Genomic DNA, 15703 nt, shown 5'->3' on the forward strand with positions numbered 1-15703 from the left:
ATTGGCTTACTTCAGGCTGGCGACGAAGGCGGGCTCGGCCGGCTTGCCGTCGAAGGTGGTCACCCCGTCGAGCCAGGCCTTGAGCTGGTCGGGATGGGCCTTGAGCCAGGCGCGGGCGGCGTCCAGCGGCTGGCTGCGGTCGAGGATGGGCTCCATCACCTGGCTGACTTGCTGGCTGCTGAAGCGCAGGTTGTGCAGCAGCTTGGCGACGTTGCCGCACTGCGCCTGGTAGCCGGCGGCGGTCATGATGGAGACGGTGGCGGCGCCTTCGTTGGGGCCGAACACGTCGTCGCTGCCGGTGAGGTATTTCATGTCGATCTGCAGGTTCATCGGGTGCGGTTTCCAGCCGAAGAACACTACCCACTGCTGGCGCTTGATGGCGCGCTTGACCGCGGTGAGCATGCCGGCCTCGCTGGATTCGACGACCTGGAAGCCCTTCAGGCCGAACTTGTCCTTGGCGATCATGTCCGCGGTGATGCGGTTGGAGCCGCTGCCCGGCTCGATCAGGTAGATCTTGTTGTCCAGCTTGTCGCGGAATTTGGCGATGTCGGCGAAGGTCTTCAGGCCGCCGTCGTAGACGTAGGTGGGCACCGCGTAGGTGGATTGCGCATCGCCCAGGGTGGCCGGGGTGATGACTTCGATCTGCTGCTTGTCCAGGTAGGGCTTGGCCACCGGCTGCATGGTCGGCTGCCAGTAGCCGAGGAAGACGTCGAGCTGCTTGTCGGCCATGCCGGCCAGGATGATCTGCTGCGAGGCGCTGGTCTGCTTGACCTTGTAGCCCAGGCCGTCGAGCAGGGCCTCGGCCACGGCGCTGCTGGCCACCACGTCGGTCCAGTTCACCGAGCCCATGCGCACGTTCTGGCACGACGCCGGCTCGGCGGCCCAGGCGCTGCTGACCAGGGTGAACAGCGCGGCGCAGGCGCCCGCTTTGATCGATAGCTTCATGACTTCTCCTCAAGGCCTTTGCGGCAATGGTTATCGTTGTTGTGTCATGGCCCCGCGCGGCGGTGGCTGGTGTTCAAATTACGCACGGCCCGCGACGGAAAATCGCACTCCGGCGACCTGCACTTGCACGCTGGCGACCTCGGCCATTGCCAGGGCCGGACAAATGTTCCATATCGGTGGATCGCCGCCCGAATCACCTGGATGAGGCCATGTCGAACGACTTCTGGTTCCTCCTGCTGCCCGGTTTTTCCCTGATGGGGTTCATCTCCGCCGTGGAGCCGCTGCGCGTCGCCAACCGCTTCCGCGGCGGGCTCTACCGCTGGCACCTGCTGAGCGTCGACGGTGGCCCGGTGCTGGCCAGCAGCGGCATGTCGATGAACGCCGACGGCGCCCTGCAGGCCCTGGGCCGCGGCGACACGCTGTTCGTGGTGGCCGGCTTCGACCCGCTGCAGGCCTGCACCCCGGCGCTGCTGCACTGGCTGCGCCGCCTCGACCGCGAGGGCGTGACCCTCGGCGGCATCGACACCGGCAGCTTCGTCCTCGCCGAGGCCGGGCTGCTCGACCGCCATCGCTGCACGCTGCACTGGGAGGCGCTGGACGCCTTCCGGGAGACTTATCCACAGTTGCAGGCGACCCAGGAGCTGTTCGAGATCGACGGTTCGCGGATCACCTCCGCCGGCGGCACGGCGTCCATCGACCTGATGCTCGACCTGATCGCCCGCGCCCAGGGCCCGGAGCTGGCGGTGCAGGTTTCCGAGCAGTTCGTGGTCGGGCGCATCCGCACCCGCCAGGATCACCAGCGCCTGCAACTGGCGACGCGCTACGGGGTGACCAACAAGAAGCTGATCCAAGTGCTGGGCGAGATGGAAAGGCACACCGAGCCGCCGCTCTCCACCCTGGACCTGGCCGAGCGCATCCAGGTCACCCGCCGCCAGTTGGAGCGCCTGTTCCGCCTGCACCTGAACGACACGCCGTCGAACTTCTACCTCGGCTTGCGCCTGGACAAGGCCCGGCAGCTGTTGCGGCAGACGGAGATGAGCGTGCTGGAGGTGGGGCTGGCCTGTGGGTTCGAGTCGCCTTCGTATCTGTCGCGGAGTTATCGGGCCAGGTTCGGGGTTTGTCCGCGGGAGGATCGGGGGGTGTTTGCGGGTGGGGCTTCGGTGAGTGTTTCCAAGAGCCCCTCTCCCCAGCCCTCTCCCTGAAGGGAGAGGGGGCAGTCTGTGCCGAGAAAGGATTTGGTATTAGTCGGACACTCGGTACAAGCCGGCTAACACCGAAATATCAGCGCACTCCGAACGGTCCCCTCTCCCTTCAGGGAGAGGGTTAGGGAGAGGGCGCTCTCCAGGACGAGCACCGAAGCCCCAGGTGAGCACCGTTCGCGAGCTCCTACGAAAAGCCGTTCGGCGCCTTGGCAACATCCGTGGGACCCGTGTCATTCCTCCACAGTCACCCCAGGCGCACCATGACCAGAACCCCCACCCCAGGAGCCCCCATCATGAGCGAAGCCCGCCCACCCCTGCCGCCCTTCACCCGCGAGACCGCCATCCAGAAGGTGCGCGCCGCCGAGGATGGCTGGAACAGCCGCGACCCACAGCGCGTGTCCCTGGCCTACAGCCCGGACAGCACCTGGCGCAACCGCTCCACTTTCATCCGTGGCCGCGTGCAGATCGTCGAGTTTCTCACCGGCAAGTGGCGCCGCGAACTGGACTACCGGCTGATCAAGGAGCTCTGGGCCTTCACCGGCGAGCGCATCGCCGTGCGCTTCGCCTACGAGTGGCACGACGACTCGGGCAACTGGTTCCGTTCCTACGGCAACGAGAACTGGGCCTTCGACGAGCAGGGCCTGATGGTCGAACGCCACGCCAGCATCAACGACCTGCCCATCAGCGAGGACGAGCGGCTGTTCCGCTGGCCGCTGGGCCGGCGCCCGGACGATCACCCGTCGCTGAGCGACCTGGGGCTGTGAACCGGCCGCGGGGGCGAGGCGGGCGCCGCGCCCCCGCGGTGGGCTTTCAGTGCGCCTCTTCCAGGTCGTCGTGGAGCAGCCCGAGGATTTCGCGCTTCATCTCGATGAACTGGCGGTCCATCACCATGTCCAGCGAGCGCGGGCGCTCGATGGGCACGTCGAGGATGCGCTTGATGCGCCCCGGGCGGGCGCCCATGACGTAGACGCGGTCGCCCAGCAGGATGGCTTCGTCGATGTCGTGGGTGACGAACACCACGGTCTTCTTGCTGTGGTCCCACACGCGCAGCAGCAGCTTCTGCATCTGCATGCGCGTCTGGCTGTCGAGGGCGCCGAAGGGCTCGTCCATCAGCAGGATCTGCGGGTCGTTGGCCAGCGCGCGGGCGATGGCCACGCGCTGCATCATGCCGCCGGAGAGCTGCTTGGGGTAGTTGCCGGCGAAGTTGGCCAGGCCCACCTCGTTGAGGTAGTAGTCGACGATCTCCTTGCGCTCGGCGGCCGGCAGACTGCGGCGCTTCAGGCCGAACTCGACGTTCTCGCGCACGGTCAGCCAGGGGAACAGGGTGTAGCTCTGGAACACCATGCCGCGGTCGGCGCCGGGGCCGTCGACGCGCTGGCCGCCGACGTAGATGTCGCCCTCGGTGGGCTCGGACAGCCCGGCGGTGAGGTACAGCAGGCTCGACTTGCCGCAGCCGGAGGGGCCGACGATCACCGCGAACTGCTGGTCCGGCACCTCGAAGGAGACCTTCTCCAGCGCGGCGAAGGTGCCGCCCTCGGGGGTGCGGTAGCGCAGGCTGACCTGGTCCACGCGCAGCCGCGCCGGCTGCGCCCCTTGTGCGGCGGGGGCCGCGTCGTTGCGTTGCATGGCTGCTACTGCGCCCATGAGGCCACCTTCAGTCGGAGGATGCGGAAGAGTTGGTCGGTGATCAGCCCGAGCAGGCCGATGATGGCGATGGCCAGGAAGATCACGTCCACCTGGAAGCCGCGCATGGCCTTGAGGCTGATGTAGCCCAGGCCGCTGGAGGCGGCGACCAGCTCGGCCACCACCAGGTAGGTCCAGGCCCAGCCCATGGTCACCCGCAGGGTGTCCAGCACGCCGGGCAGCGAGGCCGGGCCGAGCACGTGCAGCACCACGTCGCGGCGCGTGCAGCCCAGGGTATAGGAGGCGTTGACCAGGTCCTTGGCGACGCCGCGGGAGACGTCGGCGATCATCACCAGCTGCTGGAAGAACACGCCGAAGATGATCACCGTGACGCGCTGCTCGATGCCGATGCCGATCCACAGGATGAACAGCGGCACGAAGGAGGTCACCGGCAGGTAGCGGATGAAGTTCACCAGCGGTTCGAGGAAGGCCTGGACGATGCGGAAGCTGCCCATCAGCAGGCCCAGGGGCACGGCCACCAGGGACGAGACCAGGAAGCCGATCATCACCACCTCGACGCTGGCCAGCACGTGGGTGCCCAGGGTGCCGTCGCGGCCCAGGCGCACGGCGGCGTCGAGCACCGCGCCGGGGCTGGGCAGGAACATCGCCGGCACCACGCCGCCGTAGGAGAGCAGGGCCCAGAGGCCGAACACCAGCAGCCAGCACAGGGCGCTGGCGGACCACACCAGGCGCACCGGCAGCTCGACCTTGGGCGTCAGGCAGCGGTTGAGCCAGGATTTATTCGGACGTGACATCGCGGATTACCTCCATGCGGACGGCCGCAAGCCTTCCGCCAGGATGTTCGTGGAACGAAGGATGGGAAGGGGCGGGCGCGCGGCCCGCCGGGTTCACTGGACGACGAAGCGGGTGTCCACCAGGTCGTCGTAGCTGACCTGGAAGGTCTTGCCCTGCAGCTGCGTCCAGGTCTCGTTGGCCAGGCCGATGATGTCCTTGATGTCGCCGGCCTTGCCGGGGGCGCCGAGGAGCTTCTCGCTCATGGCCTGGTCATAGAAGCGCACGCCCTTGGCCGCCTCGGCCAGGTCCTTGGGGTCGGACAGGTAGCCGCCGACGCCCTTGGCCATGATGGCGTAGGCCTCCTGCGGGTGCTCCCGGGTGTACTGCACGGCCTTGTACAGGCCCTTGACCAGGGCCTTGACGTCGTCGGGCTGCTTGTCGATGACGTCGCAGTTCAGCGCCACCACGTCGACGATCACCCCGGGGGTGCTGGTGCTGTCCACCAGCACCTTGCCCTGCTGCTTCTGGCGCACCATCGACAGGTGCGGCTCCCAGGTCACCGCGGCGGGGATGCGCCCGGCGATGAAGGCGGTGGCGGCATCGTCGGCGGTCATGTTCTGCACCTTGATGTCGCTCATGCTCATGCCGGCGTTCTTCAGCAGGTATGACAGCCAGAACTGCGACACCGAGCCTTCGTTGACCGCCACTTCCTGGCCCTTGAGCTGGGCCAGGCTGGTGACGTCCTTGCCCACCAGCACGCCGTCGCCGCCATGGCTGTCGTCCAGCGCGGCCACGGCCTTGAAGCAGAACTGCGGGCGGTACTTGAGGATTTCGTCGATGGTCGAGGCGGAGCCGGAGAGTTTCCCGGAGGCCTGGGCGGCCATGTACATCGCCGCTTCCTCGATGGGGGTGAGCTGCAGGTCCAGGCCCTGCTCCTTGAAGTAGCCCAGGTCGCGGGCCAGGTACAGGGTGCCGTAGCCGACCCAGGTGGTATGGCCGATGGACAGGGTGCCGGCCTGGGCCGTCGCGGCGGCGCCGGCGAACAGCCCGGCGAGGGCGAGGGGACGGGTGAAACGCGCAAGCAAGGACTTGTTCATGAAGCACTCCCACAGCCTGTTGGGCTTGTTATTGGATAACTGCGGCAGTGGCCAGGTGGCCGGAGGTTTCACAGCGAAGCGGAACGTGCGTGGCGATGGGCTCTGTGGCCCCTGGGCCCGAAAGGCGGGCGGCACGTGACAGGGCGGATGGTGGCGGAAGCGGGAGGCTCGGAAAATTATTAAATATGTCGTTGCGACATAAGAAAAAGCTGCCTTTCGCCGCCGGGGCCCGGGCTTGCCGCGTTCGTGGCGCCTCGACCGACGGCGGGCTGCCAGTCACTTCCTCAGGGATTTCCTACGCTTTGTGCATCCTTTTCGCCGTGGGCGCCGCGCCGGGCCGGGAATAGACTCCCCCGGCCGTCGGAAACCGCCCCGGATGGACCTACAAGCCACAAGGCCCACGTCGCCGTGTATCGGAAACCTTACCTTCTTGACCAACACGGAATAATCGCCAGACACGGGCCTGTTAAGGTTTCCTTAAGGCCGGGGCCCTCCCGCCGCCCACGGAAAACCACCGGAGCGACCCTCCGGCGTTCGAGAGTCCCCATGCTGCAACGCTACTTCTGGAAGCTGCTGCCCAAGGTCCAGCGCAACTTCCTGCTCAGCCGCCTGCCGGTGCAGGAACGCCAGATCGTCAACAAGGCGATGTCCGGCAACGCCCATTTCCCCGCGTATTTCCGCGAGCGCCGCTGCCTGTTCGTGCACGTGCCCAAGTGTGCCGGCAGCAGCCTCTGCGCGGCGCTGTTCGACGGCGGGCGCCCCGGCCACCTGCCGCTGTACTGGTACGAGCAGCAGTTCCCCGGCGAATACGCCGAAAGCTTCAAGTTCAGCTTCGTCCGCGACCCGCTGGAGCGCGCCTACTCGGCCTACGCCTACCTGCGCGGCAACCAGCTGCCGCAGCGCGACCGGGCGGCGCACCAGCTGGTCTGCCAGTTCCGCGACTTCGACGACTTCGTCGAGCGCTGGCTGCACCCGGACAACCTCCAGCGCCAGCTGCATTTCGTGCCGCAGGTGGCCTTCCTCTGCGATTCCCTCGGCCACCTGGGGCTGGACTTCATCGGCCGCCAGGAGAACCTGGAAGCGGACTTCCAGACGCTGTGCGAGCACCTGGGCATCAGCGGCCAGCTGCCCCACCTGAACGCCTCGCGGCAACGCCAGGCCGGCCCGGCCCGGGACTTCTGCAGCACTCGCACGCGGCGCCTGGTGCGCCGCGCCTATCAACGCGACTACCAACTGCTTGGCTATGAGTGACCTCAAAGTACCCCTGTTCCCCGTCACCGGCAGCGTGCGCCGCGAAGCCCGCGCCGCGCTCAAGGGCCAGCGCCCCTGCTGCATCTGGCTGACCGGCCTGTCCGGCTCGGGCAAGTCGAGCCTGGCCAACGCCCTGGAGCTGGCCCTGCACCGCGAGCGCGTGCACAGCTTCCTGCTCGATGGCGACCTGGTCCGCGGCGGCCTATGCAGCGACCTGGACATGAGCCCCGAGGGCCGCCGCGAGAACATCCGCCGCCTGGCCCATGCCGCGCGGCTGATGACCGAGGCCGGGCTAGTGGTGATAGTCGCCGCCATTTCGCCGTTCCGCGCCGAGCGCGATGCCGCCCGCGCGCTATTCCCGGCCGACGAGTTCCTCAGCGTGTATCTCAGCACGCCGTTGCGGACCTGCGCCGAGCGCGACCCCAAGGGCCTGTACAAGGCCGCCCGGGAAGGCCGCCTGCGCAACTTCACCGGCATCGACAGCCCCTACGAGCCGCCGCTGGACGCCGACTTCGAAGTGGACGCCACCGACACCTCCACCGACGAGGCCTGTCGTAGGCTTCTCGGGCTGGTCCTGCAGCGCTGCCGCCCCGGTCCGGCCTGAGTTCCGGGCCCGGCTTGCCGTCGCCGCGCGCGGCTGGGCAAGATGGGCGCCCAACCACCGCCGCGGGGTATCCGTGTCCGTTCTCTTCGAGGCCCTCTGGCCGCTCTTCGCGCTTATCGTCGGCGGCTACCTGCTGCGCCGCCGCGGCTTCCCCGGCGAGGCCTTCTGGCCGGCGGCCGAACGCCTGAACTACTTCATCCTGTTCCCCGCGCTGCTGTTCGCCAGCCTGGCCAAGGCGCCGCTGCGCGACCCGGGGCTGGGCCGCCTGGCCCTGGCGGTGGCCCTGGGCCTGGGCGGCGCCTGGCTGGCGCTGCTGGCCAGCCGGCGCCTGCGCGCCTGGAGCGCGCCGCGCTTCGGCGCCATCGCCCAGGGCGTGCTGCGCTTCAACACCTACCTGGGCCTGGCCGCGGTGGGCAGCCTGTACGGCAAGCAAGGCCTGACCCTGGCGGCGCTGATGCTGGCGCTGATGGTGCCGACGGTGAACCTGATGTCGGTCTGGGCGCTGACCGCCGAACGCGGCATCAGCGCCCGCGCGCTGCTGCTGCCGATCCTGAAGAACCCGCTGATCCTCGCCTGCGCCGCCGGCGCCCTGGTCAACCTGGCCGGCCTGGAACTGGGCGGCGGCAGCGCCCGCCTGTTCGACCTGCTGGCGGTGGCCAGCCTGCCGCTGGGCCTGCTCTGCGTGGGTGCGGCGCTGCAACCGAAGGAGCTGCGCGCGGAACTGCCGGTGCTGCTGGGCAGCTGCGCCACGCGCCTGCTGGCGATGCCCGCCCTGGCCTTCGCCTGCGCCTACCTGTTAGGCCTGGCGCCGCTGGAGTCGGCGGTGTTCGTGCTGTTCTTCGCCCTGCCCACGGCGCCCACGGCCTATGTGCTGACGCGGCAGTTGGGTGGGGACAGCCACCTGATGGCGGGGATCATCACGCTGCAGACGTTGTTGGCGGGAGGGAGCCTGTTGCTGGTGATGGGGGTGGTGCAGGCAGTGGCGGGGTGAGGCTATGGGGGCTTTTCGTAGGAGCGAGCTTGCTCGCGAACAGCGTTTCCAGGCGGCCTCGGTGTTGCAGTTTGACTCCGCAACCCTTTCCCTTCAGGGAGAGGGTTAGGGAGAGGGCGCTCTTCAGGACATGCACCGAAGCCACCAGGAGGCCTGGTTCGCGAGCAAGCTCGCTCCTACAGAACAGAAAAGCGCCCAGCCCCAATCAGAAGTGGTACTTCACCAACAAACTGGTGGTGTTCTGGTCGGTGGTGAAGAACTGCGAATCCTTGATCCCGTACTTGTCGGACCAGTAGTCGTACTCCACGCCCACGTACAGGTGCTTGGCCTCGTAGCCCATGGCCTTGCCCAGGTCGTACTTGATCTGCGGGTTGAAGTGCAGGTTGGCGTGGTAGTCGCTCTGGCCGCGTTCGCTGGCGCTGGCGCTCTTGTTGTTGACCACCCAGTCCATGAAGCCGTCGAAGAGGATGTCGGAGTTGCCTACCGGGATGGTCACGGCCCAGGCCGGGGTGACCTGCCAGGCGCCGGAGGGCACGCGGTTGCCGTCGGGCTTGCGGTAGTAGAAGTTCAGCTGGAAGTAGTCGAAGCCGGGCAGGGCCAGGTCGAAGCCCGGGCCGATCAGGTAGGCCTCGGTGTCGCCTTCGCCGAATTCGTAGGTGGTGGCCAGCAGCACGTCCTTGATCGGGCCCAGCGACAGGTCGGCGCCGGTGATCTTGCCGAACGACAGGCGCGGGCTGAACTCGCCGTAGTAGGTGTTCTTGCCGTTCTGGCTGTCTTCCTTGCCGTTGTAGTTGATCTGGTCGACGAAGAACCAGATGTCGCCCCAGGTCCAGGCGCTCGCGCTCTCGAAGGTGAAGGTCTGCTGGATCGGCGGGTTGACCTTGAAGTTCTTGCCCCACAGGTAGGTCAGGCTTTCGTTGTGCCAGATCAGCGGGCCGTCGTTGCTGGCCGGCGCGGGGGTGAGGTCTTCGCCGCCGGCCATGGCCTGGCCGGTAGCCAGCAGCCCGCCGGCGAGCAGCAGGGATGCGAGGGTGCGAGTCATGTGGTGCTCCTAGGTTTTGAAGTGCTGCGATCTAATTGGAATTCTGAACCTGTCCACTCGGTCAGGCTTGGCCAGCCGAGGCAAGATCGGGGCCAACGCCGGGCGCGGGCCGGGTTTTCTTCTGTGTTTTGGGAAAAGCCATGCTTTTTCATGGGCCTGCGTCGCGGCCGGCGAAGGCCTGGGATCGGGCAAAAACCTGACTCTCGAGACAGGTCGTGCCTTCGCACAGGGCAGCGCAGCGTGCCGAAGCGCCATTTTGGCGAGCATGGGGCAGGGTATATTGAATACATATTTGCTTTGAGTTGAATGGAATCAATTCAAAATATGTATACAAGTTTGCTGTGAAGAATCTACACAAGCGCCCCGGCGGCCACCTTGCGGGCGGCCGCGGCCTTTCCGGGCGCGGATGATGCCAGAGCCGCGCCGCGCAAGCACCTCCGCCGGCCCGGCGGCGGTCTCACCAGGCGGCGATCTGCCCGTCGGTGCGCGGCTCGGTGCCGCCGCAGAGCACGCCGCTGCGCGGGTCGCGCAGGATGATCTGGCCGCGCCCGTAGCTGCTCAGGTCGTGGGCCACTTCCACGTGGTGGCCGCGGCGGCTGAGCACCGCCGCCAGGCTGCGCGGCGCGCCGTGCTCGATGCCGATGCGCTTGTCGCCCAGCCACTGCCAGCGCGGGGCGTCCAGCGCGGCCTGGGGGTTGAGGCCGAAGTCCACCAGGTTCATCACCATCTGCACGTGGCCCTGGGGCTGCATGTAGGCGCCCATCACGCCGAACGGGCCCAGGGGCACGCCGCCCTTGCTGAGGAAGCCGGGGATGATGGTGTGGAAGGTCTTCTTGCCCGGGGCCAGGGCGTTGACGTGCCCGGCGTCGAGGCTGAACTCGGCGCCGCGGTTCTGCAGGGCGATGCCGGTGCCGGGCACCACCACGCCGGAGCCGAAGCCGTGGTAGTTGCTCTGGATGAACGACACCAGGTTGCCCTCGCCGTCGGCCGTGGCGAGGTACACGGTGCCGCCGGCCCGTGGCTTGCCCGGATGCGGTTCCAGGGCGCGCTCGCCGATCAGCGCGCGGCGGCTGGCGGCGTAGTCGTCGCTGAGCAGGTCGGCGACGCTGAAGCGCATGGCGTCCGGCTGGCCGATGTAGGCGCGGCCGTCGGCGTAGGCCAGCTTCATGGCCTCCAGCTGGCGGTGCCAGGTGTCCGGGCTGTCGCGCTCGCCGAATTCGAAGCCCTTGAGGATGTTCAAGGCCATCAGCGCCACCAGGCCCTGGCCGGCCGGGGGGATTTCCCAGACGTCGTAGCCGCGGTAGTTCAGCGCGATGGGCTCGACCCACTGGGTGCGGTAGCCGGCCAGGTCGGCCTCGTCCAGGTAGCCGCCGCTGGCCCGGGCGTGGGCGGCGATGCGCTGGGCCAGGGCGCCGCGGTAGAAGCTCTCGCAGCGGCTTTGCGCCAGTTCGCGCAAGGTCTGCGCCTGGCCGGGGTTGCGGAAGATTTCCCCGGCGCGCGGGGCGCGGCCGTCGATGAGGAATTCGTCGAACCAGGCCGCCAGTTCCGGATGCGCGTCGCGCACCCCGCGGAACTTGTCCAGGCCGCTCTGCCAGAGGCCGGCGATCACCGGCGAGACCGGGAAGCCCTGCTCGGCCAGTTCGATGGCCGGCGCCAGCAGCTCGGCGAAGTCCAGCCGGCCGAAGCGCGCCGACAGCTCGGCCCAGGCCGCCGGGCAGCCCGGCACTGTCACCGGCGTCCAGCCGTACAGCGGCATGCGCGCGTGGCCGGCGCCGCGCAGCGTGCCGATGTCCAGCGCCCCGGGCGCGTAGCCGGCGGCGTCCAGGCCGTGCAGCTTGTCCTTCACCCACACCAGGGCGAAGGCGTCGCCGCCGATGCCGCAGCCGGTGGGCTCCACCACCGTCAGCGCCGCCGCCGTGGCCACCGCGGCGTCCACCGCGTTGCCGCCGCGCTTGAGCATGTCCAGCCCGACCTGCGCCGCCAGCGGCTGCGAGGTGGCCACCATGCCGCGCCGGGCGTACACCAGCGAGCGTTGCGAAGCGTAGGGATATTCCTGGGCGGAGAAATTCAGCATGGGCGGGCTCCGTTGACGGCTTGAGGCGGCAGGGTAGCCCTGCCAGACTCTGTCCACTAGCGATACAAAGCCAAAGCATAGCGATGAACGGACAGCACCCCCATCTGCAACGCGCGATTCCCACGCTCGACGACCTGCCGCGGCCGGTCTACGCGCGCGCCGAAAGCCTGCGCGCCGGCTCCTGGACCGGCCGCCACCACCACGCCTGGGTGCAACTGTCCTACGCCATCAGCGGAGTGCTCGGCGTGCACACTGCCGAGGGCAGCTTCTTCGCCCCGCCGCAGCGGGCCATCTGGATACCGGCGTACCTGGAGCACGAGGTGGTCACCTCCGGCCGCGCGGAGATGCGCAGCCTGTACCTGAGCGCCGAGGCCTGCGCCTGGGCGGAACCACGCTGCCGGGTGCTGGAGGTGACACCGCTGGCCCGCGAGCTGATCAAGAGCTTCTGCGAGCTGCCGGTGGATTATCCACAGGGCGACAGCCCCGAGCAGCGCCTGGTGAACGTGCTGCTGGACCAGCTGCGTACCCTGCCGGAAGTCGCCTTCTCCCTGCCCATGCCCCAGGAGCCGCGGCTGCTGCAGCTGTGCCAGGCGCTGATCGAACAACCCAGCACCAGCCTCACCCTGGGCGACTGGGCGCAACGCCTGGGCACCTCGGAAAAGACCCTCTCGCGCCTGTTCCAGCGCGAGACCGGCATGAGCTTCCGCCTCTGGCGCCAGCGCCAGCGGCTGCTCGGCTCGCTGGGTGTACTGGAGGATGGCGCCAGCGTGACCGCTGCGGCGCTGGATTGTGGCTATGACTCCACTTCGGCCTATATAGCTGCGTTCAAGGGGTTGTTCGGCTTTACGCCGGGGGAGTTGTTCAAGCAGCGTTGAGCCGCTGCGGTCTGCGCTTCCTGTAGGAGCGAGCTTGCTCGCCCCAACGAAAAGCCACTCCAAATAAGCGGATTTCCGCTCACCCACCCCCGCCCATCGGCATCCAACCGCCTGCCCACGCTGTACGAAAACCCCGTAATCCCTTGCCCCACGCGGCTTTGCGCCCTTGGCACGTTGCCTGCTATCGCCCTCCACACTGCGCCGCACCTCGTGGCGCGCCGGTGCCGGTTTCGTGGTCCGCGCACCCGACGACAACAACGACAAGAGGATTACCCATGGATAGCGCAAGCGCCGTCTCCGCTTCTGCCGCGCCCCGTACGACCTCCCAGCGCATCAAGTCGATCTTCAGCGGCTCGGTGGGCAACCTGGTGGAGTGGTACGACTGGTACGTCTACGCCGCCTTCTCCCTGTACTTCGCCAAGGCCTTCTTCCCCCAGGGCGACATGACCGCCCAACTGCTCAACACCGCCGCGATCTTCGCCGTGGGCTTCCTGATGCGCCCGATCGGCGGCTGGCTGATGGGCATCTACGCCGACCGCAAGGGCCGCAAGGCCGCGCTGCTGGCCTCGGTGCTGCTGATGTGCTTCGGCTCGCTGATCATCGCCCTGACCCCCAGCTACGAGACCATCGGCGTCGGCGCGCCCATCCTGCTGGTGCTCGCGCGCCTGCTGCAGGGCCTGTCGGTGGGCGGCGAGTACGGCACCTCGGCCACCTACCTCAGCGAGATGGCCAACAAGGAGCAACGCGGCTTCTTCTCCAGCTTCCAGTACGTGACGCTGATTTCCGGCCAGCTCATCGCCCTGGCGGTACTCATCGTGCTGCAGCAGACCCTGACCGTCGAACAGCTGGAAAGCTGGGGCTGGCGCGTGCCCTTCTTCATCGGCGCGCTGTGCGCGGTGACCGCCATGTTCCTGCGCCGCGGCATGGAAGAGACCGAGTCCTTCGCCAAGAAGAAGGAAGAGCCCAAGGAAAGCCTGATGCGCACCCTGCTGCGCCATCCCAAGGAAGTCCTCACCGTGGTCGGCCTGACCATGGGCGGCACCCTGGCCTTCTACACCTACACCACGTACATGCAGAAGTACCTGGTGAACACCGTGGGCATGAGCAAGACCGACTCGACCATGATCTCGGCCGCCACCCTGTTCCTGTTCATGCTGCTGCAGCCCATCGTCGGCGCGCTGTCGGACAAGATCGGCCGGCGCCCGATCCTGATCGCCTTCGGCGTGCTGGGCACCGTCTTCACCTACCCGATCCTCAGCACCCTGCACAGCATCGACACCTGGTGGGGCGCGTTCTTCCTGATCATGGCGGCGCTGGTGATCGTCAGCGGCTACACCTCGATCAACGCCGTGGTGAAGGCCGAGCTGTTCCCCACCGAGATCCGCGCTCTGGGCGTGGGCCTGCCCTACGCGCTGACCGTGTCGATCTTCGGCGGTACCGCCGAGTACGTGGCGCTGTGGTTCAAGAGCATCGGCATGGAGAGCGGCTTCTACTGGTACGTCACCGGCTGCATCGCCTGCTCGCTGCTGGTCTACCTGACCATGAAGGACACCCGGACGCATTCGAAGATCACTACCGACTGATAGGGCGCGTGCCCTGGCCCCGGGGTTGCTCCGGGGCGTTTTATCCACGAGGCCTGGCAGATGCTGGGTCTTGTCGTTTTTGGGTCGACTGGGCTGGGCTTATGAGGGGCGGGGGGATGGGTGTAGCGGCGTATAACCGCGAACGGTTATACGCCCTACGTTATGCTCGGCGACTTGGCGTTGACGAAGCGAGTTCATGAGCCTTTTGGATATTCCCTTTGGGCCTCTCCAGGCCCGCGGCCTGCGCGGGGCGCTGAGCGGGCCCTTCGACCTTGACCTGGCGCCCGGCCGCTGCAGCGTGCTCAGCGGCCCCTCGGGCATCGGCAAGAGCCTGTTGCTGCGCATGCTCGCCGACCTCGACCCCAACCAGGGCCAGGTCAGCCTGGCCGGGGTGGCGCGCGAGCGTATGCCGGCCAGCGCCTGGCGGCGGCTGGTCACCTATGTGGCGGCGGAATCCGGTTGGTGGGAGGAGGGCGTCGCCGCGCACTTCGCCGACCTCGACGCCGTGCGGGCGCTGTTGCCGCGGGTGCGTCTCGACCCGGCGCTGCTGCAGGCGCGGGTGGCACAGTTATCCACAGGCGAGCGCCAGCGCCTGGCCCTGCTGCGCGCGGTGGTGCAGCGCCCGCGCTTCCTGCTGCTGGACGAACCCACGGCGGCGCTGGACGCGGCCAGCCGCGAGGGCGTCGAGCAACTGCTGCAGGAACTGAAGGCCGAAGGCCTGGGCCTGCTGGTGGTCAGCCACGATGCCGGGCAGGCGAGGCGCCTGGCGGACGTCCACCTGCAGCTGGACGAACACGGCCTGGGCGAGGTGCAACCATGACACCGCTGCAGCTCGGCCTGCCGGAACTGGCCCTGGCGGCGCTGCTGATCGTGGCCGCCGCCGCGCTGTCCTGGGCGCTGCGCCTGGGCCTGCAGCGCACCCTGCTGGTCAGCGCCGTGCGCCTGGTGGTGCAACTGGTGCTGGTGGGGCTGTTCCTGCGCCAGGTGTTCGCCCTGTCCTCGCCCTGGCTGACCGCCGGGGTGGTGCTGGCGATGCTCGCCGCGGCCAGCTTCGAGGTTGGTTCGCGGCAACGCCGCCGGCTGGCCGGGTTCTGGCACCTGGGCATCGGCGGCAGCAGCGTCGGCATCGCCACCCTGGGCATCGCCCTCTTCGCCCTTGCCGGCAGCCTGCGGCCGCAGCCGTGGTACGACGCGCGGCACGCCATCCCGCTGGTGGGCATCATCCTCGGCACGGCGATGAACGCCGCCAGCCTGGCGCTGAACCAGGTGTTCGCCAGCGTCACCCGCGAGCGCGCCGCCATCGAGGCGCATCTGGCCCTCGGCGCCGACCGCTACACGGCGCTGGGCCCGGTGCTGCGCCGGGCGCTGTACAACGGCCTGATCCCCACCCTGAACCAGATGGCCGCCGCCGGCATCATCACCCTGCCGGGGATCATGACCGGGCAGATCCTCGCCGGCATGGACCCGCTGGACGCCGCGCGCTACCAGATCCTGCTGATGTTCCTGCTGGTCGGCGCCGGCTTCGCCGCGGCCCTGGGCGCCGTGTACCTGTCGGCCTGGCGGCTCACCGACGAGCGCGACCGCCTGCGCCTGGACCGCCTGCGCGGCGAGGATTGAGCGG

The 15703-nt window shown here is 68.2% G+C and carries 15 protein-coding genes; 9 read left to right on the plus strand and 6 right to left on the minus strand.

Annotation, left to right across the window (positions count from 1 at the left end; genetic code table 11):
• Positions 1–6: 6 nt before the first annotated feature.
• Complete coding sequence (locus IG194_RS13710; RefSeq protein WP_058487980.1) at positions 7–945, minus strand: choline ABC transporter substrate-binding protein; 939 nt, start codon at positions 943–945, stop codon at positions 7–9.
• A gap of 209 nt (positions 946–1154) precedes the next feature.
• Between IG194_RS13710 and IG194_RS13715 the strand changes: the two genes are divergently transcribed.
• Both IG194_RS13715 and IG194_RS13720 read left to right on the plus strand, forming a co-directional pair.
• Entirely contained in the window at positions 1155–2147 is a 993-nt protein-coding gene (locus tag IG194_RS13715) for a GlxA family transcriptional regulator (protein WP_058487981.1), read from the plus strand.
• Positions 2148–2440: 293 nt separating this feature from the next.
• Positions 2441–2911 carry a DUF1348 family protein gene (locus tag IG194_RS13720; protein ID WP_043316011.1) on the plus strand — a complete coding sequence of 157 codons (471 nt, stop codon included), beginning with the start codon at positions 2441–2443 and terminating at the stop codon, positions 2909–2911.
• Between the two features lie 46 nt (positions 2912–2957).
• On the opposite strand, the gene IG194_RS13725 is transcribed toward IG194_RS13720, so the two are convergent.
• The 3 genes from IG194_RS13725 to IG194_RS13735 all read right to left on the minus strand — a co-directional run bounded on the left by IG194_RS13725 (position 2958) and on the right by IG194_RS13735 (position 5662).
• On the minus strand, positions 2958–3791 hold the full coding sequence (locus tag IG194_RS13725) for an ABC transporter ATP-binding protein (RefSeq protein WP_058487982.1): 834 nt from the start codon (positions 3789–3791) through the stop codon (positions 2958–2960).
• The gene (locus IG194_RS13730) at positions 3779–4585 is read right to left on the minus strand and encodes an ABC transporter permease (RefSeq protein ID WP_009614323.1); all 807 of its coding nucleotides are present in this window, start codon (positions 4583–4585) and stop codon (positions 3779–3781) included. Before IG194_RS13730 ends, IG194_RS13725 begins: the two co-directional genes overlap by 13 nt.
• Positions 4586–4678: 93 nt before the next feature.
• Positions 4679–5662, minus strand: coding sequence for an ABC transporter substrate-binding protein (locus IG194_RS13735; protein WP_058487983.1), 984 nt, complete (start codon positions 5660–5662; stop codon positions 4679–4681).
• Between the two features lie 546 nt (positions 5663–6208).
• Here IG194_RS13735 and IG194_RS13740 point away from each other — a divergent pair.
• The 3 genes from IG194_RS13740 (at position 6209) to IG194_RS13750 (ending at position 8508) form a co-directional block, all read left to right on the plus strand.
• Positions 6209–6913, plus strand: a complete 705-nt coding sequence (locus IG194_RS13740; protein WP_058071595.1) for a sulfotransferase family 2 domain-containing protein — start codon at positions 6209–6211, stop codon at positions 6911–6913.
• Positions 6906–7517, plus strand: coding sequence for an adenylyl-sulfate kinase (cysC, locus tag IG194_RS13745; protein WP_043270222.1), 612 nt, complete (start codon positions 6906–6908; stop codon positions 7515–7517). The genes IG194_RS13740 and cysC overlap by 8 nt, the downstream gene beginning before the upstream one ends.
• A gap of 73 nt (positions 7518–7590) precedes the next feature.
• On the plus strand, positions 7591–8508 hold the full coding sequence (locus IG194_RS13750; RefSeq protein ID WP_058487984.1) for an AEC family transporter: 918 nt from the start codon (positions 7591–7593) through the stop codon (positions 8506–8508).
• Positions 8509–8713: 205 nt separating this feature from the next.
• On the opposite strand, the gene IG194_RS13755 is transcribed toward IG194_RS13750, so the two are convergent.
• Positions 8714–9550 carry an outer membrane protein OmpK gene (locus tag IG194_RS13755; protein WP_043270226.1) on the minus strand — a complete coding sequence of 279 codons (837 nt, stop codon included), beginning with the start codon at positions 9548–9550 and terminating at the stop codon, positions 8714–8716.
• 457 nt (positions 9551–10007) lie between these two features.
• Complete coding sequence (locus tag IG194_RS13760) at positions 10008–11624, minus strand: gamma-glutamyltransferase family protein (protein WP_058487985.1); 1617 nt, start codon at positions 11622–11624, stop codon at positions 10008–10010.
• A 77-nt stretch (positions 11625–11701) separates the two neighbouring features.
• Between IG194_RS13760 and IG194_RS13765 the strand changes: the two genes are divergently transcribed.
• The 4 genes from IG194_RS13765 (at position 11702) to IG194_RS13780 (ending at position 15699) form a co-directional block, all read left to right on the plus strand.
• Complete coding sequence (locus IG194_RS13765) at positions 11702–12499, plus strand: AraC family transcriptional regulator (RefSeq protein ID WP_024128863.1); 798 nt, start codon at positions 11702–11704, stop codon at positions 12497–12499.
• 275 nt (positions 12500–12774) lie between these two features.
• Positions 12775–14082 (plus strand): MFS transporter, encoded by a 1308-nt coding sequence (locus IG194_RS13770; RefSeq protein ID WP_058487986.1) that lies wholly within the window; start codon positions 12775–12777, stop codon positions 14080–14082.
• Between the two features lie 196 nt (positions 14083–14278).
• Positions 14279–14902, plus strand: a complete 624-nt coding sequence (locus tag IG194_RS13775; RefSeq protein ID WP_058487987.1) for an ATP-binding cassette domain-containing protein — start codon at positions 14279–14281, stop codon at positions 14900–14902.
• The gene (locus IG194_RS13780; RefSeq protein WP_058487988.1) at positions 14899–15699 is read left to right on the plus strand and encodes an ABC transporter permease; all 801 of its coding nucleotides are present in this window, start codon (positions 14899–14901) and stop codon (positions 15697–15699) included. Before IG194_RS13775 ends, IG194_RS13780 begins: the two co-directional genes overlap by 4 nt.
• The last annotated feature ends 4 nt before the right edge of the window (positions 15700–15703 follow it).

It is taken from the genome of Pseudomonas sp. ADPe (assembly GCF_014843515.1).
GTDB lineage: Bacteria > Pseudomonadota > Gammaproteobacteria > Pseudomonadales > Pseudomonadaceae > Pseudomonas > Pseudomonas citronellolis.

What these genes read in the sequence shown, in the direction of transcription:
- IG194_RS13735 (WP_058487983.1), bottom strand. Translation starts at nt 5,662, where the DNA reads ATGAACAAGTCCTTGCTTGCGCGTTTCACCCGTCCCCTCGCCCTCGCC.
- cysC (WP_043270222.1), top strand. Translation starts at nt 6,906, where the DNA reads ATGAGTGACCTCAAAGTACCCCTGTTCCCCGTCACCGGCAGCGTGCGC.
- IG194_RS13715 (WP_058487981.1), top strand. Translation starts at nt 1,155, where the DNA reads ATGTCGAACGACTTCTGGTTCCTCCTGCTGCCCGGTTTTTCCCTGATG.
- IG194_RS13730 (WP_009614323.1), bottom strand. Translation starts at nt 4,585, where the DNA reads ATGTCACGTCCGAATAAATCCTGGCTCAACCGCTGCCTGACGCCCAAG.
- IG194_RS13760 (WP_058487985.1), bottom strand. Translation starts at nt 11,624, where the DNA reads ATGCTGAATTTCTCCGCCCAGGAATATCCCTACGCTTCGCAACGCTCG.
- IG194_RS13740 (WP_058071595.1), top strand. Translation starts at nt 6,209, where the DNA reads ATGCTGCAACGCTACTTCTGGAAGCTGCTGCCCAAGGTCCAGCGCAAC.
- IG194_RS13720 (WP_043316011.1), top strand. Translation starts at nt 2,441, where the DNA reads ATGAGCGAAGCCCGCCCACCCCTGCCGCCCTTCACCCGCGAGACCGCC.
- IG194_RS13775 (WP_058487987.1), top strand. Translation starts at nt 14,279, where the DNA reads ATGAGCCTTTTGGATATTCCCTTTGGGCCTCTCCAGGCCCGCGGCCTG.
- IG194_RS13770 (WP_058487986.1), top strand. Translation starts at nt 12,775, where the DNA reads ATGGATAGCGCAAGCGCCGTCTCCGCTTCTGCCGCGCCCCGTACGACC.
- IG194_RS13710 (WP_058487980.1), bottom strand. Translation starts at nt 945, where the DNA reads ATGAAGCTATCGATCAAAGCGGGCGCCTGCGCCGCGCTGTTCACCCTG.
- IG194_RS13780 (WP_058487988.1), top strand. Translation starts at nt 14,899, where the DNA reads ATGACACCGCTGCAGCTCGGCCTGCCGGAACTGGCCCTGGCGGCGCTG.
- IG194_RS13725 (WP_058487982.1), bottom strand. Translation starts at nt 3,791, where the DNA reads ATGGGCGCAGTAGCAGCCATGCAACGCAACGACGCGGCCCCCGCCGCA.
- IG194_RS13755 (WP_043270226.1), bottom strand. Translation starts at nt 9,550, where the DNA reads ATGACTCGCACCCTCGCATCCCTGCTGCTCGCCGGCGGGCTGCTGGCT.